Origin of the sequence: Rummeliibacillus sp. NPDC094406 (assembly GCF_044763875.1) — a bacterium.
In the GTDB taxonomy this organism is placed as follows: domain Bacteria; phylum Bacillota; class Bacilli; order Bacillales_A; family Planococcaceae; genus Rummeliibacillus.
This window is the reverse complement of record NZ_JBIWGZ010000006.1, coordinates 217,368-240,530: the sequence shown is the minus strand read 5'-3', so window position 1 is coordinate 240,530 and position 23,163 is coordinate 217,368. Positions and strand designations below refer to the sequence as shown.

The 23,163-nt window shown below is 35.4% G+C and carries 16 protein-coding genes; 14 read left to right on the top strand and 2 right to left on the bottom strand.

Features of this window, described 5'->3' with window-relative positions; translation table 11 throughout:
* The first annotated feature begins 395 nt into the window (after positions 1 to 395).
* The 4 genes from ACIQ4I_RS16315 (at position 396) to ACIQ4I_RS16300 (ending at position 8,932) form a co-directional block, all read left to right on the top strand.
* The gene (locus tag ACIQ4I_RS16315; RefSeq protein WP_403097926.1) at positions 396 to 2,135 is read left to right on the top strand and encodes an ABC transporter ATP-binding protein; all 1,740 of its coding nucleotides are present in this window, start codon (positions 396 to 398) and stop codon (positions 2,133 to 2,135) included.
* On the top strand, positions 2,135 to 3,877 hold the full coding sequence (locus tag ACIQ4I_RS16310; RefSeq protein ID WP_403097924.1) for an ABC transporter ATP-binding protein: 1,743 nt from the start codon (positions 2,135 to 2,137) through the stop codon (positions 3,875 to 3,877). Before ACIQ4I_RS16315 ends, ACIQ4I_RS16310 begins: the two co-directional genes overlap by 1 nt.
* Positions 3,878 to 4,328: 451 nt before the next feature.
* On the top strand, positions 4,329 to 8,138 hold the full coding sequence (locus ACIQ4I_RS16305; protein WP_403097923.1) for an AAA domain-containing protein: 3,810 nt from the start codon (positions 4,329 to 4,331) through the stop codon (positions 8,136 to 8,138).
* Positions 8,139 to 8,161: 23 nt separating this feature from the next.
* On the top strand, positions 8,162 to 8,932 hold the full coding sequence (locus ACIQ4I_RS16300) for a hypothetical protein (protein ID WP_403097921.1): 771 nt from the start codon (positions 8,162 to 8,164) through the stop codon (positions 8,930 to 8,932).
* Between the two features lie 210 nt (positions 8,933 to 9,142).
* Here ACIQ4I_RS16300 and ACIQ4I_RS16295 read toward each other — a convergent pair whose 3' ends face one another.
* A complete protein-coding gene (locus ACIQ4I_RS16295) occupies positions 9,143 to 9,346 on the bottom strand; it encodes a YheE family protein (protein WP_403097919.1) in 204 nt (67 codons plus the stop codon).
* A 166-nt stretch (positions 9,347 to 9,512) separates the two neighbouring features.
* On the opposite strand from ACIQ4I_RS16295, the gene ACIQ4I_RS16290 reads away from it, so the two are divergent.
* The 3 genes from ACIQ4I_RS16290 to ACIQ4I_RS16280 all read left to right on the top strand — a co-directional run bounded on the left by ACIQ4I_RS16290 (position 9,513) and on the right by ACIQ4I_RS16280 (position 12,986).
* Complete coding sequence (locus ACIQ4I_RS16290) at positions 9,513 to 10,652, top strand: DUF445 domain-containing protein (RefSeq protein WP_403097918.1); 1,140 nt, start codon at positions 9,513 to 9,515, stop codon at positions 10,650 to 10,652.
* Between the two features lie 250 nt (positions 10,653 to 10,902).
* Positions 10,903 to 11,253 (top strand): YlbF family regulator, encoded by a 351-nt coding sequence (locus tag ACIQ4I_RS16285; protein WP_403097916.1) that lies wholly within the window; start codon positions 10,903 to 10,905, stop codon positions 11,251 to 11,253.
* Between the two features lie 215 nt (positions 11,254 to 11,468).
* Positions 11,469 to 12,986, top strand: a complete 1,518-nt coding sequence (locus tag ACIQ4I_RS16280) for a coproporphyrinogen III oxidase (protein ID WP_403097914.1) — start codon at positions 11,469 to 11,471, stop codon at positions 12,984 to 12,986.
* 43 nt (positions 12,987 to 13,029) lie between these two features.
* Here ACIQ4I_RS16280 and ACIQ4I_RS16275 read toward each other — a convergent pair whose 3' ends face one another.
* On the bottom strand, positions 13,030 to 14,130 hold the full coding sequence (locus ACIQ4I_RS16275) for a CdaR family transcriptional regulator (protein WP_403097912.1): 1,101 nt from the start codon (positions 14,128 to 14,130) through the stop codon (positions 13,030 to 13,032).
* A gap of 127 nt (positions 14,131 to 14,257) precedes the next feature.
* Between ACIQ4I_RS16275 and ACIQ4I_RS16270 the strand changes: the two genes are divergently transcribed.
* From ACIQ4I_RS16270 to ACIQ4I_RS16240, 7 genes are all read left to right on the top strand, one after another.
* Positions 14,258 to 15,388, top strand: coding sequence for a glycerate kinase (locus ACIQ4I_RS16270; protein ID WP_403097910.1), 1,131 nt, complete (start codon positions 14,258 to 14,260; stop codon positions 15,386 to 15,388).
* A 497-nt stretch (positions 15,389 to 15,885) separates the two neighbouring features.
* A complete protein-coding gene (locus ACIQ4I_RS16265) occupies positions 15,886 to 16,713 on the top strand; it encodes a DUF2785 domain-containing protein (protein WP_403097908.1) in 828 nt (275 codons plus the stop codon).
* 522 nt (positions 16,714 to 17,235) lie between these two features.
* Positions 17,236 to 18,864 (top strand): peptide ABC transporter substrate-binding protein, encoded by a 1,629-nt coding sequence (locus tag ACIQ4I_RS16260; RefSeq protein WP_403097906.1) that lies wholly within the window; start codon positions 17,236 to 17,238, stop codon positions 18,862 to 18,864.
* Between the two features lie 119 nt (positions 18,865 to 18,983).
* Positions 18,984 to 19,913, top strand: coding sequence for an ABC transporter permease (locus ACIQ4I_RS16255; RefSeq protein ID WP_403097904.1), 930 nt, complete (start codon positions 18,984 to 18,986; stop codon positions 19,911 to 19,913).
* Positions 19,913 to 20,848 (top strand): ABC transporter permease, encoded by a 936-nt coding sequence (locus ACIQ4I_RS16250; RefSeq protein WP_403097902.1) that lies wholly within the window; start codon positions 19,913 to 19,915, stop codon positions 20,846 to 20,848. The genes ACIQ4I_RS16255 and ACIQ4I_RS16250 overlap by 1 nt, the downstream gene beginning before the upstream one ends.
* A gap of 20 nt (positions 20,849 to 20,868) precedes the next feature.
* Complete coding sequence (locus ACIQ4I_RS16245; protein WP_403097900.1) at positions 20,869 to 21,927, top strand: ABC transporter ATP-binding protein; 1,059 nt, start codon at positions 20,869 to 20,871, stop codon at positions 21,925 to 21,927.
* The gene (locus tag ACIQ4I_RS16240; RefSeq protein WP_403097898.1) at positions 21,920 to 22,816 is read left to right on the top strand and encodes an ABC transporter ATP-binding protein; all 897 of its coding nucleotides are present in this window, start codon (positions 21,920 to 21,922) and stop codon (positions 22,814 to 22,816) included. The genes ACIQ4I_RS16245 and ACIQ4I_RS16240 overlap by 8 nt, the downstream gene beginning before the upstream one ends.
* Positions 22,817 to 23,163 lie beyond the last annotated feature (347 nt).

The following is a 23,163-nucleotide window of genomic DNA, read 5'->3' as shown; positions in this document are numbered from 1 at the left end:
TATTGTACAAAATATTCAAAAAGTATTGACAATTGGAAATTCGGAATGCTAATATTGAGGAACACTAAATAACAAATAGGAAATGGAGGTATGGATTATGAAAATGTTACAACTTAGTTTAATGAATAGAGAATTTCATAATGAATCCACACCCAATTCCGTTTTCTTTATCATTTGAATTAATGGATGGTACGGGTGTGCTCCCGTACTCTTTTAAATTAGCGCATGCTCTTTTAAGGGTATGCGCTTTTTTGTTGCCTTTAATCACAAATGGCTAGTGTAAAAACAAAAAGGGAGAGAGCGTTATGTATATTCAGAAAATGACAAGACATTTAAACAAGGATTCGATTGATGATGGCTAGCTAGACTTACAAAGAGAAGGGAAGGAAAGATTTATGTTCGATGTACTAATAAAACTTCAATGGTTTTTTAAAGAAAACTGGAAGCGATATACAATTGCAGTAGTGTTATTAATCATAGCGAATATTCTGGAAGTAATACCACCATGGTTGATTGGCGAATCTATTGATGCTATTTATCGCGAGACGTTGACCAGTACGCTATTGTTACAATTTGTTGGAGCATTAGCAGCGGTATTAGTTGTAGCGTATATAGTAAATTTTATTTGGCAATACCAATTATTTGGGGGCTCAAATGTTATTGAGCGCAAATTACGAAAAAATTTAATTAATCAGTTTCTAAAAATGTCACCACCATTTTATGAACGAAATCGAACAGGGGATTTAATGGCTCGTGCTACCAACGATTTGCGTGCCGTTTCTGAAACTGCTGGATTTGGTATAATGACGCTTTTAGATTCTACTTTATATTTGGCAACGATTGTGTTGATGATGGGCTTTTCAGTCTCTTGGAAGTTAACACTTGCGGCTATTATTCCATTACCAATATTAGCAATTACGATGCAAGTATTAGGTAAGAAGATTCATGAACGTTATATGACTGCACAAGATGCTTTTGGTCAGATGAATGATCGTGTACTAGAAGCTGTCGAAGGTGTTCGTGTTGTGCGTGCCTATGTACATGAGCGAGAAACAGAACAACAATTTGCGAATATGACGGAAGACGTATATCAAAAAAACATGAGCGTTGAAAAAATCGATGCTTTATTTACGCCAATTACGAGGGTATTAACAGGGTTAAGCTATATGATTGGTCTTGGCTATGGAGCATATTTAGTTTCAATTGGAGATATGACTTTAGGGAACTTAGTAACCTTTAACGTATATCTTGGTATGGTCGTATGGCCGATGTTCGCAATTGGTGAATTAATTAATGTTATGCAACGAGGTAATGCATCTCTTGATCGCGTTCAAGAAACGTTGAATGAAAAAGAAGATGTAGAAAATCCACAGGCGCCTATGGTTATTGAAAAACCGAACTCAATCGTATTTCATGATGTGACGTTCCAATATCCACAATCACATTCTATTAATTTATCTCATTTAGAAGTATCTCTAAAAAAAGGTCAAACATTAGGGATTGTAGGTAAGACTGGCAGTGGTAAAACGACAATCGTGAAGCAATTATTACGAGAATATCCTACTGGCGAAGGTAATTTAAAATTGTCTGGGGAATTGATAGAGGAGCAAACAAAAGAACAAGTACGCAATTGGATTGGCTATGTACCTCAAGATCATGTGCTATTTTCTCGTACCATTAGAGAAAATATTCTATTTGGTAAATCAAATGCTACTGAAGAAGAGTTACAAGAAGCTATTCGAGTTTCATGCTTTGAAAAAGATTTAGAAATGCTACCTTTAGGGTTAAATACATTAGTAGGTGAAAAAGGGATATCATTATCTGGTGGTCAAAAACAACGGATATCGATTGCACGTGCATTGATACGTGATCCGGAGATTTTAATATTGGATGATTCGTTGTCAGCAGTTGACGCAAAGACAGAAAGTAACATTATCAAGAATATTCAACAAATCCGCACAAATAAAACAACGATAATCGTAACGCATCGATTATCAGCCATTATGCATGCAGATTGGATTATTGTTTTAGAAAACGGCAAAATCGTTGAAGAAGGTACACACGAGCAACTCATCTCACAAGATGGTTGGTACAAAGAACAACATGATCGCCAACAGATTGAGGGGGCGAAATAATGAGTATATCAAAAAGACTTTGGCAATATGCACTACTTTATAAAAAAACATTAGCTACAGGGCTTTTCCTCTTAGCGATTGCAGTAGCAGCAGACTTAGCAGGTCCATTAGTTGCTAAGAAAATTATTGATGATCATATAGCAAAAGCAACAACTGCAGGTCTAGATTTTAAACCAATGGCAATATTACTTGCTGTATTCTTTGGTTTAGCTATCATTACAGCGATCTTCCGGTATGGTCAGTACATTCTATTACAAATGGGTGCAAATCGTATTATTCAAAAAATGCGAAATGATGTATATCAGCATATACAAACATTACCGATTCGCTATTTCGATCGATTACCAGCGGGGAAAGTTGTATCAAGAGTGACAAATGATACGGAAGCAATTCATGACCTGTTTGTGACGGTCGTATCACAATTCGCAGCAAGTTTTATGACAATATTCGGGATTTATATCACATTATTCTTCCTAGATTGGAAAATGGCTTGTATTGCATTGCTCGTGATTCCATTACTTATCATTTGGGCTATTCTTTATCGCAAATATGCAGCAAAATATAATCATATCGTACGAGGTAAGCTTTCTGATATGAACGGTATGATTAACGAGTCTATTAATGGTATGACCATTATTCAAGCTTTTGGACGTGAAAAGCAGATGGCTGATGAGTTTAATGAATTAAATGATGAATATTATAAATATCAAAATAAACTTGTTTTGTTAGATTCTGCTACTTCACACAACTTAGTTGGTGTCATTCGTTCTCTTACATTTATCATGTTTATTTGGTACTTTGGTGGTGCTGAATTAACTGGAAATCGTGTAATTTCAATTGGTATGTTATATGCATTTGTTGATTATATTACGCGTTTGTTCAATCCCGTTACTAATATAGTGAATCAGTTAGCTCGACTAGAAAGAGCGAATGTTGCTTCTGAACGTATTTTTGAATTATTAGATCAGCCAGGAGAGGCTGTGGATGATACGAGGATTAACCGATATCACGGAAACGTATCATTTAATCATGTTTGGTTTGCTTATAAAGAAGAGGAATATGTGCTAAAAGATATTAACTTTGAGGCAAAACAAGGTGAAACAATCGCACTTGTAGGACATACAGGATCTGGGAAAAGTTCGATTATGAATCTACTATTCCGTTTTTACGATGTTACAAAGGGTTCAATAACAATTGATGGGATAAATATTCAAGACTATTCTCGTCAAACAATTCGTGAGCACATGGGCATCGTATTACAAGATCCTTATCTATTTACAGGTACTATTGCATCCAATGTAAGCTTGGATGATCCGGAGATTTCGCGTGAAACGGTTGAAAAAGCGTTGAATGCAGTTGGCGGTGAACGTGTATTAGAGAATTTACCCGGTGGAGTGGATGAACCGGTTATTGAAAAGGGGAGTACACTATCATCAGGTCAACGTCAACTTATTTCCTTTGCGAGAGCTCTTGCATTCAATCCAGCAATATTAATATTGGATGAAGCGACATCTAATATTGATACGGAAACGGAAGAGATTATTCAACATGCAATGGAAGTATTGAAAAAAGGCCGTACAACATTTATCATTGCACACCGACTTTCTACTATTAAAAACGCAGACCGTATTTTAGTGCTCGATCGTGGAGAAATAGTTGAACAAGGTACTCATGAAGAGCTTCTTGCTTTTGGCGGTAAATATAATCAAATGTATAAACTCCAATCTGGCGAAATGAAATAATTCAAAAGTTTACCTAAGTTAATTTCATAATTCTAAATTTCACCAATAAACAAAACGTGTAACCTTTTTGTTGGAGCGGAAGACGGCGACTCCTGCGGGAAAAGCAAGCTAAGCAAGACCCCGCACGAACGAAGTGAGGAGGAGGCTTGATGCTTGCCCGCGGAAAGCGTCCGTCTGTAGCGAAAATGAAGAACCTATACCATGGTGCAGAACTATCATTCAATTCAAGAGAATAATGTTCATCTTTATTATCAAATCTTTGAATTATGAAATTGATTCAAGTAAAAGTTCACCTATAATGATTTAGAAATCCAACTATGAACATCTTCGTTCCTAGTTGGATTTTTTCTTTTTTAAGAACTTCATCACTCCATCTCAGGAGAGAAAACTGGTATGATAGATATTAGCGTTTTTTTATTCTGTATTAATAGTAAGAAAGGAAGTTATGTTCATGGCACAAGTGATAGATAAGCCTGCAGTGATGCGCACAAATTTGATACTTACAAACAAAGCGCGAGAAGGCGTATTAGCATGGGGAAAGGATGAACATGCTTTTTTTCATCTACAAAAATCATTTGTCGTGCATATTGAGCATGTTCAAAATACATCTCAGGATGAAATGGCTATTACGCTCTATTTCAATAACGTAGAAAATAAGGTGCTTTCTGAAAAACTAGATGAGCAAGTAGCAGTTATGAATTGCATTGTAAAATATGATGGATTACTCGCAACGAACTTCCGTGTGTTAAGTAAGCGAGTACCTGTCCATACCAATAGACGATTTAAAACGAAAATGGAATTTGCAACAAATGCACGAAATACAGTTGGTTTACCTCTTGAATTACATAGTAAAATTCGCGAGTTACCGATTGCAGAAGAACGTTCAAAATATGTTCAAAAGCGTATTTCAAGCTGGGAAGGTTATTTGAATATCCAAGAACGAGACGCAACGATTGATGATATGACTGCCTCTTTTTCTCATTATGAATTTAACGAAGATTTTACCAGAATGACCGTCAAAATTAATGGTTTAAAGGAAAGCGAATGGAAAAAGGTAAAGGGATTAAGTGCCAAAATTCAAGGCTCAAAAGATGAACTAGGTGCTGTATTAAAAGCACAGCCTTCGAAAAAGACAGTTGAAATCGATTTACGCCCATTTATCCAGGAACAAATAAGAAAAAATAAATGGCATCCAAAAGTAAAAGAACTGGTATTTAGTAACTTTGCAACACTAAGCCAAATCCGGCGATTACGAAAAGGCTTCAGCGACTTAGAAAAAGGGCTTGCTGCCAATGCCAATTTAGAAAAAATTCTCTTTGAAGAACGCCCACGAATCACACAGCCTAAAAAAAGAGCGGACCTACAATTTGATAATCGTTTAAATGAATTCCAAAGGGAAGCAGTCATTGGCGCCATGTCCGCAGAAGATTTATTTGTGATTCAAGGTCCTCCGGGTACTGGGAAAACGACTGTCATTTCTGAAATCTGTCAGCAAAATGCCAAAGCGGGTTTGAAAACATTAGTCGCTTCACAATCCAATTTAGCTGTTGATAATGCATTGAGCCGATTACTCGCAAACAAAGATATCCGTATTCTTCGATATGGTCGTACGGAAAGTATCGAAGAAGAAGGTAAAAAATTCATTGAAGATAATGTTGCACTCTATTGGCGTGAACAAACTTTACACGATTTAGAAGCAGAACTAGCGATTCATAGAGATCGTACGACAGAGTTAGATTTAGCAATTAATAAAAAAGAAGCAGAAATGCAAGGCTTACAGGAACAGCTAAAAGTACTTGAAGAGAAAATTACTGAACAAGAGCTAGCTGAAAAAGATTATGTCATTGTAGAAGAAGAGATTAAAAATCTAAAGAAATCTTTAGGTATATCGCGTAAAGAGCTACGACTAATAGAAGAACAATCAACAGCATTAACAGCTAAAAAAACAACTGTTGAACAACAAATCAAGCAGTTGGAAGAACTATTATCTAAATACGGTTCATTAGAAAAAATAGAAGAGGCTGAGCAACAAAAACAAGCAGAAGTTGTGAAGCTACGTCAGCAGGTTTCATATTTTATCGCAAAAGGTGAATTGGAAAAAGCAGAAGTTGCTCTAAAAAATGCAAGAACATCTTATGCTGAATGGCTTGAAAATCATAAAAAATTGCAAGTTTCAAAAGAAGCCATAGAAGAATGCAAAAAGATTCAAGATTTGAATGTATTTATGGAAGAACATCATATTCAAGCAAATACGAAAATCGAGTGGCAACGCAATTCTTTTGAACGCATAAAAGCGCAAATGTTTGGCTATAACGAATGGAAAGATGTACGAAATCGCTTAAATGGTGCAATTGGATTTTTAGAAGAGAAAATTGGTATGGGACAGAGTCAACAGATTTTGCAAAAAGTAGAGGAACAAGCATCTAACGGATATTCTTCTTATTCCATTCGGGAAATCGACCAAGCAATCGATCATTTTAAAAAATTCCTTCTTGATACACCGGATCTCTTTGTTAATCAGCTATATGGTTATCTAGAACGCTTGTACAATCGCCGCCTTTTTGTCGAAGAGCAATTCGGGATGCTTGAAAATCAACGACTAGAAATTATGCGCCTGTTCCAAATGATGAAACAGGAAGTACAAGCCCAAGTTTCTTATATTTTAAATACATCCAAGCAACATGAAAGTGGGTTATTGAACGCAGGAAACCGTTGGAATGCGGAAGTCGAACAATTAAAGCAGAAGATTGATAAATTACATGGTTCGATTCATGAGGAAGAAATGACTGTAACACTTGGTGAATTGCAAGAGCAGATGATGATTGATGAAAAAGAATTGGAGCAGCTTACGGAGCAAAGACAAACTGTAGCCAGTACTATGCCAAAGCTCCAACAAATGCAATCTGAGTTCGAATTAATTGTTCAAGAAGAAGCAGAAGCATTAGAACAATTTGCTCAAAAAGAAGCACAAGTAAAAGAAATCAATGCTAATGGCCTTGTTCAAGAAAAGAGACTAAAAGAATTAGAACAAATTTTGCAACAAGATTTAACAAGACAAAAGCAATATACAGAAGAAACGATTAAAGTTGTACAAAAGACAATTGAAAAGCTACATCACGATAAACAACAATTACCAATCAAACAGCAGTTACAACAACAATGGCATCAATTATTGTTAAATGCCAGCGAACATGATTTAGACGAAATTCGAAAACTTTATGTTAATCATGCCAATGTCATTGGGACAACCTGTGTGGCCTCTGCAAGAAAAGAATTTATGGACAACTATCCAACGTTTGATGTTGTTATTATCGATGAAGTATCAAAAGCAACGCCACCCGAGTTGCTTCTTCCAATGTTAAAAGGTAAGAAAATCATCTTGGTAGGTGACCACCATCAACTACCACCGTTAATCGGAGATGATACGTTGGAAGAAACGCTTAAAGCAATTATCGATGAAAGCGATGATTTACAAGAAATCAACGAATTGAAAAAACTATTAAAAGAATCTTTATTTGAACGCTTATTTAAAAACTTACCGAAAAGTAATAAACAAATGCTAGCGATTCAATATCGTATGCATGAAAATATTATGAAAACGATCACACCATTTTATGAAAATGAAGACGACCATTTGCGCTGTGGCTTAGAGGATTCGGATGAGGTACGTGATCATTTCTTAGAAGGTCATTATGTAAAACGCCAAGATCACTTAATCTGGCTAGATATGCCAAGTAGAAAACCATATTTTGAAGAACAGATGAAAAATGGTAAGAGCCGCTTTAATCCAGGAGAGTTAGATACCATTCGTCAAACTTTATTGGATCTGGATCATGCAACGGCAATGGCCATTACAAGTGGAAAATTACCAGAAAGCACGAAAAAAAGTGTAGGAGTTATCAGCTTCTATGGAGAACAAGTGAAGAAAATTGACCATCTCGTCCAACAAGAATTAAAACTAAATCATTTGCAGCTTCGTACAGGAACTGTTGACCGATTCCAAGGGATGGAAATGGATGTCATCATCGTTAGTATGGTCCGCAATACAGAACATAAAGGTGGAGACATCGGATTTGCCAATGATTATCGCCGATTAAATGTAGCATTATCACGTGCTAGAGAATTACTCATTCTAGTCGGAAGTACAGAAATGTTTACAAAACGTGCTAAGAAAAAAGAATCACGTGAAATGTATGCTCATTTACTTGAAGTTGTCAAATCACAAAATGGTCTTCGTGATGAAGAAGGAAATCCAAAATAGTTCTTTGAAGGGAGGCACTTATCTTGAAAACATTAGAGAAAAAGCTAACAAATAAAATTAAACAAGATCCTAAGGTGGAAATTTTAGCTACTTCAAGCTGGTGCTTTCCTATACAATCAATCGAGTTTAAATATCAACCAGTAAAAAGATTAACAATGGATATCTTGATGAAGATGATTTTACTCAGTTGTCAACAAGCAGAAATTGCAGAACCAAAGGAACTTAGTGATTTATTGTTAGTGGAAGAATTATTCATCCGCGATTTACTTCAAAATCTCCAAAATACGGGTTTGGTGGAAAAAACGGAGTATTATCACTTAACTGCAAGAGGAAAGAAACAGTTAGAAAACGGTATTTTTGAAGAAGCACAGAAAGAGGAAATACAACAATTACTCTTTAGTTCAAATCATAAAGGTTTTTTGTCAGGCGATATTGAACAATTGGATGATTTCGATGAATTGCCAGATTCCTTTGCCTATGCTTCAGAAGAACCGATGGAAGTGGATGATGAAGTGATCATCAGTGCACTGCAAGAAAATCGCCCTGATTCAGATGTTGAAGAACCTGATGAGAAAGCAGTACAAACCTTCATCACTTCGATTGAATCCAAAGAAACGATACAATTCAATGACATTCCATGCATTCAATTCGTTATTTATAACAAGGAAAAGGATTTACTCTATGTTCGAGTGTGGAATACATTAACAGGACATTGGGATGAAACATTAGAAAAATTACTAACAGAAAAAGAATTGCTAAAATGGCGTGAAGAGTATTTAGATGGAAAAGAGTAAGTCAACTAGGCTTACTCTTTTTTCATAAGTTTGAGTACAGCACTTGTGCAAAATTATCGGAGTGTAGTGCCAAACAATGATCGAGTGGTGCTAATGGAGCTGTGAGTGGAGCCAATGGAAACAATTAAAAAATGCTCGCCCTAATCCGCGGCAGAAAATAGTGCTTTGTCCAGCATAGTAGGCGCGAATAAGAAGAGCAATCTAATCTCTTTAATCATAAACATGGAACAACATCAATTCATGCACCATCTTTTTAATTTGTTCCTCATTAGGTGGTGTTTCACTATTCCACTTAATCGCCCCATCTTTTTCGTATATTCCTTCGTAGCGATTTTGTTTATAAAAGAAACTGACAGTCCAGCCTGGTAGTTGTTGATTTTCGTATAATGGCTTATAGCTAAAATGTTGAATCATATGTAGGGCTCCTTTCAAAGTGGAAATCTCATTTTATTTAGTATAAATTGCCAATGGAATTATTCAAAGTAAAACCTAAGTATATGTCGAAAAATGCCTATTCATTTTTATAACAATGAACTGTCTGCTATAATATAGCTTAGTTTTGAAGAAATGGGTGAATCAGATGCATACGCTATTATCGATTTTATTTATGACCGTTGTAGGAGCTGTAATTGGTGGGCTCACCAATTATATTGCGATTAAAATGCTATTCAGACCATATAATCCAATTTATCTGGGTTCTTGGCGATTGCCATTTACACCTGGTTTAATTCCTAGAAGACGTGATGAATTAGCCATACAGCTTGGGAAAACAGTTGTTAACTATTTATTGACTCCAGAAATGTTCCGCAAAAAGCTGTTCACTGAAAGTAACAAACGAATAGTTGAACAATGGTTGAATGATAAAATCAAAGAAAATGTATTTACCGAAGAAAAAACAATTAATGAGTGGGTACAGCAAATTGGTGTAACTAATTTACCACAAACAATTGAAGGTAAGATTGACAATATTGTTGTAAATCAAGTTGCCCATTTGAAAAATGTTTTATCGACCAATTCAATTGAAGCTTTGCTACCAGAATCATGGCAAGAAAAAGCCACAACAAAGATTCCTGATATTTCTCGTTATATTTTGCAAAAAGGCGAAGATTATTTCGAATCAGAGGAAGGTTATCAAACGATTAAACGTTTAATCGATGACTTTTTAGATTCAAAGGGGACACTTGGTGGAATGATTCAGATGTTCTTGGGAGATTCAACTTCACTTGTTGGACGATTCCAAAAAGAAATTAATAAGTTTTTAAATGCACCTGGTACAATGGTATTATTAACGAACTTATTGACATCTGAGTGGAAAAAGATAAAAGTACAATCTGTTACACAATTAGTAGGAGAATTGGATTTCACTTCAACAACAGCTAGAATCCAAACCTATGTAAAAGAAGAACTACAATTAGAAAACCGTTTAGACAAGCCACTTGTGTACTATTGGAGAGACGGTGCAGACTGGATAGCCCAAAATGTCGTACCTCAACTAGTAGAAAAAGCTTTTGTAATGGCTGAAGATAAACTAGAAGACGCAATCAACCGCCTGAACCTACAAGAAATTGTAAAGGAACAAGTGGATACATTCCCAGTACAAGTATTAGAGGATTTAGTGTTAGGGATCTCAAAACGCGAATTCAAAATGATTACTGTACTAGGTTATGTTCTTGGTGGAGTAATTGGTGTCATACAAGGTATCATTGTAACCATATTCTAAATTAGCTAGCTTAAATAATAGGCTATGTTAAAGGCTACTGTTAAATTTTTATACAAAGTGCCAGTGCGCTAAGTGCCCAAATCCCAGCGCAACTCTGTTGTCTCACCGGTTTGGTTCACGCGCTACGTTTTCGTCGCGAGCAAAGCTTTTACACGCTTTACGATCGGCGTGCAGGCAAAATGTCTTTTCTTTTCAAATATCAACGATCATATTTAACAGTGCCAAATAAAAAAGAAAGTAGGGAAATGAAATGATTAATATTTATAACGAAATTAATGCTTTGGAAGGATCATTCCGTAAAACAAGCGAGTTTAAAGCTTTAGAAGAAGCAATTGCTACTGTAAAGGCTGATGAAGATGCAAAAGCACTTTTCCAAAACTTCCGTAAAGTACAACTTTCATTACAAGAAAAACAAATGAAAGGTGAACAAATTGGAGAAGATGAACTACAATATGCTCAAAAAACAGCACAACTATCTCAACAAAATGAAAAAATCGGTAATATGCTACAAGCTGAAATGGCTTTAAGTGGTCTAATCGAGGAGATCAACCGAGTACTTGTCAAACCTGTTCAAGGGTTATATCAAGAATTGGATGACTAGTATGTAACATCAAAATGCTCTCAGGCAAAAATGCTTGAGGGCTTTTTATATGTACGAATACCCCTTAAATTAAGATTTCTTTCGAGATTTATACAAAAATTTGCTACAATAGATTCGATGTTTTGAAAAGTACAATTGTTTTATTTAGAGAAGATAAAATCATCAAAATATATATGTATTATCAAAAAGCTTTACAGAGAGAAGTGAAAAATTGAATGAAAGTATTAAAAATAGACCAAGAATACCCACAAGATTTTATGCGTGTATTTCTTGATATAACGAATTTGTTTTTCGAAGATACAAAGCTTGCGAAAAAAGACATGACCCCAGATTTGGTGGTTCATTTCAATCATTATACTGATGAGCATTTTACAATTATTGCAGACGCAACACTTCAAGTAAATGAGCAATTCTATAAAAGTCATTTTGAGCAAAAGTTCGAAACTGAAGGAACTGATAAAGAGCAAAAAATTCGATTGAAACGTGCATTATCACATGTTTTACTTGATACGCTTGAACAAATGACAGAAATCAAACAACAATGGGGAATTCTAACAGGTATTCGTCCGACAAAGCTTTATCATAAATTTAGAAAAGCTGGATTATCAGATGATGAAATCCATGATAAGCTGACAGATGAATTTAGTTTAACTGATGAAAAAATTAGTATGTTAAATAGTATTGTGAAAAATCAGCTAAAGACTATTCCTGACTTAGACACAATTGGCAATGAAGTAAGTATTTATATTGGCATTCCATTTTGTCCAACAAAATGTGCATATTGTACATTCCCAGCATATGCCATTCAAAGTAACCGCAAACAAGGGAAAGTTGCTACATTTTTAGACGGATTGCATTATGAAATTGAAGAAATGGGTAAATGGTTAACGGAGCATGAGATGAGAATCACGTCTGTGTATTGGGGGGGAGGTACTCCTACTTCAATTGAAGCAGATGAAATGGATGCATTGTATAAAACTATGTTTGATTCATTCCCCCATACAGAAACAATTCGAGAAATAACAGTGGAAGCAGGAAGACCAGATACCATCACTCCAGAAAAATTAGCGGTTTTGAAAAAATGGGGAATTGATCGCATTAGTGTTAATCCTCAATCTTATACAGATGAAACTTTGAAGGCAATTGGTCGCCATCATACGGTTCAAGAGACAATCGATAAATTCTGGATGGCAAGAGAAGCCGGCATGAATAATATTAATATGGACCTTATCATAGGGCTTCCGAATGAAGGAATAGATGAATTTGAGCATTCACTTAGTGAATCTGAAAAAATGATGCCGGAATCTTTGACAGTCCATACACTTTCATTTAAACGCGCATCAGAAATGACACACAATAAGGATAAATATAAAGTAGCAGATCGTAAAACAGCAGAAGCAATGATGCATCGTGCACACGATTGGACAGCTGAACATGGGTATACACCGTATTATCTATATAGACAAAAGAATATATTAGGTAACTTAGAGAATGTAGGTTATTCGATTCCAGGTGAAGAAAGTATTTATAATATCGTCATTATGGAGGAAGTCCAAACGATTATTGGTTTGGGGTGTGGTGCTTCAACAAAACTTGTGAATGCTGAAACAAGTAAGATTACTCAATATCATAACCCGAAAGACCCTGCAGCATATATTCTTACTTTTGAAGATGCAATTCATAAAAAGATTCAAGCATTGGATGAATTATATGGCTTTGAGGTAAGTAAATAATTTCAATTTAATTTGATTTAAAGCAATCCAGATAAGAGAGACGTCAATGTCTCTCTTTCTTTTTATATTTATTACTCAGCCATAATGCAATTTGCAATACAATGGCATCTTGAAAAACGAGAGGATTATATCCTGTTTGTTCATGAATTTGGTTGAGCCTGTAGGACAATGTATGTCTATGTATGTTTAGAACTTCAGCAGCTAATAGAAGTTGTTGGTTGCAATGTAAGTATTCTTCTAATGTATGTATCAACTTATTGTTCAGATTTTTTAAAATTCGATTTGTAAAATGTTGTGCTTCGGGTGAATCCTTCTTTTTTAGTAATGAATAGAGCTCGACATGTTCATAGAATGTAATTACTTGCGAAGGTTTACTGTATTCCATTGCTGTTTTAGCAGTATCATAAGCGTAATGAATCTTACACAACTGATTTACTGTCTGTCCTACTCCCATTTTTACATGAACATATTTTTTAGTTTGGTTTATGAAAGTAGTTAGGTTTTTCCTCACAACTTTACCATCAATTCCAGATGTTAATATAAAATGTTCATCTGATTGATATTTTCCAACTAAAACAGATTCATGTATATAGAAATCCTCTAAGTATTCTATAAATGATTGATAGGCCTGTTGTTTAGGTGTTGCTTTAATAATAATCAGATAAAATGGTGGCTCTGGTATAAAAGAAACTTTAGATAAACGTTCAATCATCACTTTATCTAATGGTACTTGGTTTAACAAATCTTCAAAGATATGTTCACGCATTTTACGCTTCCATTCAGATTGAGTGGCAATCAATGCTTGATGGACCATCATCTCTGTTGTAAGTTGTACGAGTGAGGCAATTTCTAAAATTTCATTTGGATCCCCAGTAATACCAACTACACCTACTAATTCATTTTGAAAATAGATTGGTTGATTAATCCCAGGTTTTGTTTTCGGAAATAAATGCATGTTTTGCTCTGTAATGATTAGTGGCTTTTCAGATTCTGCTACAATTTTAGCACCTTCATGAATGCTTTCAACACGTAATTGGTCGCCAGAAGCTAAGATCATACCATTTGTATTCATTACATTGATATTCCGATGAAGCCTTAACATGGTTTGCTCGACTATTTGATTAGCCAATTGTTTTGAAATCATTCAATACTCCTTTATGTCTAAAAAATATCTGTTATAAGACAGAAAATTTATACACTAAGTATAATGTAAAAACAAAGAATTATCACTATAATTTTTTGTAAGCGCTTTACTTATAGGAGGTGTTGCCATGAAAATCATTGTCTGCCCAGATTCTTTTAAAGGATCATTATCCGCAACAAATGCGGCAAAAGTTATGGCAGAAGCTATCCATAATGTAGATGAAACAATTGAAACTGTACTATTACCTGTAGCAGATGGTGGTGAAGGAACCCTTAATTCTCTTGTGAATGCAACGAATGGGAAGATTAGATCGGTTCAAGTTCGGGACCCATTAGGCAGAATGATTTCTGCAGAGTACGGAATTCTTGGTGATGAAGAAACTTGCATGATTGAGATGGCTAAATCCTCAGGTTTAACACTATTATCAAAGGGTGAACGTAATCCTTTAACAGCTTCAACATATGGCACAGGGGAAATAATTCTTCATGCGTTAAACTCAGGTTATCGAAAATTTGTCGTTGGAATTGGCGGAAGTGCTACAAATGACGGAGGTACGGGAATGCTACGTGCACTGGGTATGAAGTTTTTAGATACTCAAGGGAAGGAATTAGCAGAAGGTGCAGAAGCATTACAAAGCTTAGAAAAAATTGATACAAGCAACTTTGATGAACGGATTAAAGCATCACAGTTTATAATAGCTTGTGATGTAAATAATCCACTAGTAGGTCCAAATGGAGCCACGATAGTTTTCGGTCCTCAGAAAGGTGCTACTGAAGAGATGGTAAAAACTATTGATGCGAATTTAAATCATCTAGCAGATCTTATTGAAAAAGAAACAGGTATTGCACTACATCAAAAGGCAGGAGCAGGTGCTGCTGGAGGTATAGGGGGGGCTTTCCTAGCTTTCTTCCCAGTACAACTAAAACCAGGAATTGATGTTGTCATGACGGCAATTGATTTTGAAGGGCACCTTCAATCAGCATCGTATGTGTTAACGGGGGAAGGAAAATCAGATTTACAAACATTATCTGGAAAAGCACCAATTGGTATTGCAAAATTAGCAGCAAAACATCATGTACCAGCTGTGTTGATTTCTGGATATGTAGAGGGGAAAAGTAGAAAACAGCTAGCAAATTATTTTATTGAGATTGCTAGTGTAGCGAACGAAAAAGTTTCAAGTGAAGAATCCATTGCGAACGCTGCATTTCATTTAAAACAAAGAACTCATGAAACGGTTCAAAGACTAATGAATTTATAGGGTTGTTACGGCACTTGGTACAGGAGCAATGACTGTCAGTCGCGTAAACAATAGTTTCTTCTGGGTACACTTAACTTAGCCGCATAAAAGTAACAGATACTTTTAAAGCTCAAATAATGGCAACCTCACTTCAAGGTACAATGATAATTTGAGTACTATATGTGTAATATAAATTCTTGAGAGACTAGTGCATACTAATGCATTAGTTTTTTTATTTAAGGTACAGAATCAATTTCGCGCGACTTAACAAAATGCCCGGAAAGCTATGCTTTTAGACGAAAGCATAGCGATTAAGCACTGATACGGAAAATTATCTAATGGTAAGAATAACTAATGCATAAGTGAAGCATAGATTACATACGATGGAACATGCTAAGTATCAGACATCATTAGACTAGAATGCTATAATAATAAAGTCAATACAGAGTAATCGACAAAAAAATTACTACTCAAATATCGATTCAGTCGATGAAATATTCGTATTGGAGGTTTCTTATATGGATGAAATAACATTAAAAAAACAGCTGCTTGATATTCAAAATGAAGAAAGCACAGGGAAGGACTATGATCAGCAAGAGCTTCTTGACGCAATGATGGAGCATATTGGTTCACCAGATCCTGAGCTTAGGGATGGATTAATTTATCGTCAGTTCAGTCAAATTATTCATTATGATGATCAACTATCAGATGACGTGCTCATTGATTTGCTTACAAAAGCATTAGGGGACGAGTATTTGTTTTATGAAATAGGAGACGTTGGTACGGATAACATATTTAAACGTTCTTTTTCAGTTTTATTAATTGCATTAATATTGAGTAAAGACTTAGAACGCTCATTTCTTTCTTTACCATTATTGGAAAAAGTAAGAGCTGAGTTGCTCCTATATTTAGATTTAGAACAGGATTTGAGAGGTTATGTACCTGAAAAAGGGTGGGCTCATAGCGTTGCACATACCGCAGATGCAATTGATGAAGTAGTCAAAAATCCTAAATTGAAAGTGCAACATTTTTCAGCTATTTATCAAGCACTTGTAAATAAAGTATTCACTTTTGCTGACGTGTATGTTGCAGATGAAGATGAACGCCTCTTGACTCCAATTATGAAAATGCTTGAAATTGGTTTACCTCCTGAAATTGTTGAAGAATTATTCACGAAAATCCCTTCCTTTTTAAAACAACAAAAGGATAAGATTGACGAGGAAAAATATTGGAGGCTTTATGCCAACTGTAAAAGCTTTTTAAAAAGTTTTTACATCTGTACAAGCTCAAACGAAAAGTGGGCTTTGATCCAACAACGAATAGGTCGTTGTTTAGATGAAATTTAACCTGCAATAAGCTCGAAAGATATCCTGAATACTTTATCAGAAAAGTAATTTTGCAAATAGGCTTCTGTATTTACTCTAATGTAAATGCAGGGCCTTTTTGCTTTCGAAAGTATAAAATATGTAAAAATATACTAATAATTCACAAAATACTGAACAATAAATTATTAATATAAATATCTCTATATAAATTACTTATTTTACATTATTTGTATTACACTTTATCAAATTAGTACGCTAATATTTTTTTAAATTGTGACAATAGACTGAAAATACAGTAATTAATAAATATAAACGCGGTAACATATTTATTATTTATTTGACTATTTCGACCATTGTTTTTAAATAAAAATGCAAAATGTAACTATTAATTTCGAAATTGATGATAGTTTAGAATTCCTTCAATTATCCCGAATTTAAAAATATTCTATCAACTTCTTTTATTCTGTTTATTTGTTTGATATAGTAATAACAAGCTATTTAAAAATAGCAAAAATTCAATATTAGTAATGGGGGATTTTCAACATGAAGAAAAACTTTATGTGGTTATCAATCCTTGCTGCTCTTACTTTAGTATTAGGGGCATGTGGCTTTGGCGGAGACAAGTCTAAAGACGATTCTTCAAAAGGTTCAGGTGAAAAAGCACTTAACCTTGCAATCACTTCAGAACCACCAAGCTTGAACCCACAATTAGCAACAGACAATCAATCTGGATCAATTTTAAACGGGGTATTCGAAGGTTTAACTCGTGTTAATGATAAAGACCAAGTTGAGAATGCTATGGCTAAAGATATAAAAGTTAGCGATGATAAATTAACTTACACATTCACTTTACGTGATGCAAAATGGTCTAACGGAGATCCAGTAGTAGCTGGTGATTTCGAATATGCATGGAAATGGATATTAAACCCTAAAAATGCTTCGCAATATTCTTACATCTTATACCCTATCAAAGGTGCAGAAGCTTACAACACTGGTAAAGGTAAAGTTGAAGATGTTGGTGTAAAAGCTATCGATGACAAAACGCTAGAAGTAAAATTAAACAATCCAACACCGTACTTCTTAAAATTAACTGCATTCTACTCTTACTTCCCAGTTGATCAAAAAGTAGTAGAAGGTAAAAAAGACTGGGCAGCTGATGCTGGTGCAAACTACGTAACAAACGGACCATACGAATTATCTGAATGGAAACACAACGAATCAGTAACCCTTAAAAAATCTAAAAACTACTGGGATAAAAACAATGTAGATCTTGATACAGTCAAAATTACAATGGTTGAATCTGCTGCTACAGCTGACCGTATGTTCCAAAGTGGTGATCTTGATTTTATCGGTGCGCCTTTCCAATCAGTATCACTTGATAAAATTGACACTTATAAGAAAGACAAATCACTACACATTTCGGATTTAGGATCAAGCTATGTCTACAAATTCAATACAAAAGATAAAGTGTTGAAAAACGCAAATATCCGTAAAGCATTAACTCTTGCAATTGACCGTCAAGGATTAATTGATAACATTACAAAAGGTGAACAAAAACCTGCTAATGGTATCGTTCCAAAATCAATCTCTGGTTGGGATACTCAAAAACAATTCTTCAAAGACAACGATGTTGAAGGTGCAAAAGCTGCCCTTAACCAAGGTATGAAAGAATTAGGTATTTCTAAAGCTAGTGATATTAAAATCAAACTTTCTATTAACACTGACGAAGCTCACCAAGCTATCGCTCAATACATCCAAGAAGGTTGGCATAAAAACTTAGGTATTGACGTAACAATGGATACTTCTGAATGGCAAGTTTACCTAGACAAAGTGAAAAAATTAGACTACCAAGTTGCTCGAATGGGTTGGACTGGTGACTATAATGATGCAAACACATTCTTAGATGCATATACAACTGCTGATAACGGTAACAACAACACTGGTTGGGAAAATCCAAAATATAAAGACTTAATGGCTAAAGCTACTAAAGAAACTGATGAAGCAAAACGCTTAGAACTTCTTCAAGAAGCTGAACAAGTATTTATGTCTGAATATCCAGTAGCACCAATTTATGATTATACGAATCTATATGTTGCAAAAGATTACGTTAAAGGTATGGCTCCTGACCTACTAGGAAACATTAACCTTAAAAATGTTAAAATCGAAAAATAATTCATAACATTTTGTATTACTAGCCTTCTGGTAAGTAATGACAATTAGGGTTGCCAGGCATCACTTCGGTGAGTACTCGGCAACCCATTCTATTATGAAAAATTGAGGAGGCTATACGAATGGTTAAGTATATTTTAAAAAGACTTGGATATATACTGATTGCACTATTTGTAATTGTAACTGTTACATTCTTCCTTATGAGAATTGCTCCTGGTAGCCCATTTGCAAGCGAAAAGAGTGTGCCACCTGAAATTCAGCAAGCTCTTAATGAGGAATATGGATTAGATAATCCATGGTATGTTCAATATAAAGACTATTTAATTTCAACTGCAAAATTCGATTTTGGTGAATCTATGAAATATAAAGGTCGTTCTACAAATGATATGATCAGTGAAAGTTTCCCGATATCTTTGACATTAGGTATTGAAGCAATGATTCTTGCAGTTGGTTTAGGTGTTTTAATAGGTGTTGTATCAGCACTCTATCATAATAAATTCCCCGATTATTTAGGGACTACATTTGCAGTCCTTGGTATATCTGTTCCGTCCTTTATTTTAGCGGGATTATTACAATACTTTGTTGGCCTAAAAATGCAGCTATTACCGATTAGTGGTTGGAATGGCTTCGTTTATAGTATTTTGCCTGCACTTGCAATCGCGATTACACATATGGGTTTTATCGCAAAACTAACTCGTTCAAGTATGCTTGAACAAAATCATAGTGAATATGTGAAAATGGCACGCGCTAAAGGGATTGGTAAATGGACAACCGTCTTCAAACACACCCTACGAAATGCTCTTCTACCAGTTGTTACGTATCTAGGACCATTAGCAGCTGGTGTTATTACAGGTAGTTTCATCGTGGAACAAATCTTCGCAATTCCTGGTTTAGGAAAATATTTTGTAACTAGTATTACAAACCGTGATTATACGGTAATTATGGGTACTACAGTATTCTATTCAATTATTCTATTATTTGCGGTATTACTAGTAGATATTCTATATGGATTCATCGATCCACGTATCAAGCTGAAAGGAGCGAAAAAATAATGACACAATCTTTAAAGGAAACTCCTAAGATTTCAAAAGACAAGTTCAAAATTGTTGGTGGAAATCATGCGGATACAGAAAAACTTTCTGAAAAATCAGTGTCTTTCTGGAAGGAAGTAATGCTTCGCTTCTCTCATAACAAATTAGCGATTGTAGGTTTGATTATTTTAGCAATTGTTATGTTACTTGCTATTTTCGTTCCTGTTTTTTCTCCATATAGCTATAGAGAACAGTTAGGCGTATATAATGCTCCTCCATCTGCAAAGCACTGGTTTGGAACTGATGATCTAGGACGTGACGTATTTGTACGTGTATGGGTAGGGGCTCGAATTTCTCTATTTATCGGCTTAACTGCAGCTGTGATTGATCTAATCATCGGTGTTGCATGGGGCGCTATCGCAGGTTTATTAGGTGGTCGCATTGATGATATTATGATGCGTATTGCTGACGTATTAACTGCAGTTCCTTATCTATTAGTAGTAATCATCTTACTTGTTGTGCTACAACCAGGTTTACTACCAATGATCATCGCACTTTCTATCACAGGGTGGGTGAACATGGCACGTATTGTCCGTGGGGAAGTACTTTCAATTAAAAATCAAGAATACGTACTTGCTGCAAGAACTCTAGGTGCAGGTACTAAACATATTATTTTGAAACACCTAGTGCCAAATGCACTTGGTGCAATCTTGGTAACAATGACATTAACGATTCCAAATGCTATTTTTACAGAGTCTTTCTTAAGTTATTTAGGACTAGGTGTTCCAGCACCAATGGCAAGTTGGGGAACAATGGCATCTGAAGGGAATAACGCATTAGAAACAGCACCTTGGCGTCTAATCTTCCCAGCATTTTTTATCTCGGTAACGATTTTTGCCTTTAATGCAGTTGGCGATGGTCTTCGCGATGCATTAGATCCAAAATTACGTAAATAATCAAGGAAGTAGGTGAGAAAATGAGTGAAACATTATTAGAAGTAAAAGATTTAAAAATTAACTTTAAAACGTATGCAGGTATTGTTCACGCGGTTCGTGGTGTTAGTTTCGACCTTAAACAAGGTGAAACACTTGCCATCGTTGGTGAATCAGGTTCTGGTAAAAGTGTTACAAGTAATGCTTTGATGAAACTCATTCCTCAACCACCAGGCATTTATGATCATGGTCAAATCCTATTCGAAGGACGAGACCTCATTCCTTTATCTGAAAAAGAGATGACGAAAATCCGTGGTAACGATATTGCGATGATATTCCAAGATCCAATGACTGCCTTAAACCCAACGATGAAAGTTGGTAAGCAAATCATGGAGGTTATTTTAAAACACAACAAAAAAGCTACCCGTGAATCTGCGAAAAAACGTGCAATTGAATTACTTGATGAAGTAGGGATTCCATATCCTGAGCAACGCTTTAAACAATACCCACATGAATTTTCAGGCGGTATGCGCCAACGCGTAGTTATTGCCATCGCACTTGCAGCTAATCCAAAGCTTCTAATTGCGGATGAACCAACAACGGCACTTGACGTAACAATCCAAGCACAAATTATTGAATTGATGAAGGAAATTCAAAGGAAAAGTAATACATCCATTATTTTCATTACGCATGATCTGGGTGTCGTAGCGAATATTGCAGACCGTGTAGCAGTTATGTATGCTGGGCAAATCGTGGAATACGGCACAGTTAATGAGATTTTCTATAATCCAAGACACCCTTACACTTGGGGATTACTTGGCTCAATGCCAGATCTTGATAATAGTACCGATGAATTGTTGCGTACAATCCCAGGTTCACCACCAGATCTAATCAATCCACCAAAAGGTGATGCATTCGCACCACGTAATGAGTATGCAATGCAAATCGATTACGAACAAGAACCACCAATGTTTAAAGTAAGTGATACGCACTACGCAAAAACTTGGCTACTACATCCAGATGCACCGGAAGTTCCAGTGCCAGAAGCGGTTCAAAAACGAATCGATGGATATTTAGCGAAGGAAGGTGCTCAAAATGGCTGAGAAAATTTTAGAAGTTAAAAATTTAAAACAGTATTTCGGTTCAATCCAAGCTGTAGATGGTATTAACTTCGATGTTTACAAAGGTGAAACACTTGGTCTAGTTGGCGAATCAGGCTGTGGTAAATCTACGACTGGTCGTTCCATTATTCGCCTATACGATATTACAGACGGTGAGATTAAATTCAAAGGGAAAGATATCCATGGCAAAAAGTCTCGAAAAGAATTAAAAGACTTTAACCGTGAAATGCAAATGATCTTCCAAGATCCATATGCATCACTTAACCCACGTATGACAGCCGGAGAAATCATTGCAGAAGGCTTTGATATTCACGGCTTATATAAAAACAAAGCAGAACGCAAAGAGAAAATTGGCTCATTACTTGAAGCAGTAGGGCTAAACCGAGAACATGCGAGCCGCTATGCTCATGAATTCTCTGGTGGTCAACGCCAACGTATAGGTATTGCACGTGCATTAAGTTTAAATCCAAGTTTTATCATTGCGGATGAACCTATCTCAGCACTGGATGTTTCCATACAAGCCCAAGTTGTAAACTTGTTGAAAGAGCTACAAAATAAACATGGTTTAACTTATTTATTTATCGCACATGACCTTTCAATGGTTAAATATATCAGTGATCGTATCGCTGTAATGCGTCGTGGGAAAATTTTAGAGCTTGGTTCTTCAGAAGATATTTATCAATACCCGGTACATCCTTATACGAAATCTCTACTTTCAGCGATTCCACTACCAGACCCAATTTCTGAAAGTAAGCGTACTCGTATACCTTATGAACACGAAGAAACAGGGGATGATGCTTCAACTCATGAAGTATTCCCAGGACACTTTGTTTATGGCACAGATCAACAAATTGCCAAATGGTATAAATAACACAGTCTCATAGTCTCTTAGGAATTAATAAGAGAATAGCTTGGTAATGAATATTCAAATGCCCCTCATCAATTTTCTTGATGAGGGCTTTTTTTAACTCAAACAGACACTTTAACGCTTTAGAGCGTAAGAAATTTTCAGGGGGTCTCTGGGGTGATAAATTCACAAAATGTATAAAAATTCATAAATCACATTTTAAATTAATATATTTTGATAATAGAATAATATTTATACATAAATAGTTTATATGACATAAATTTTAGAAAATTGATGTATTTTAGAAAATTTAGATAATTTGTTTTTTTATATTTTATCCTCTGCTATAGTAATAGATAGTTACTTTTAGT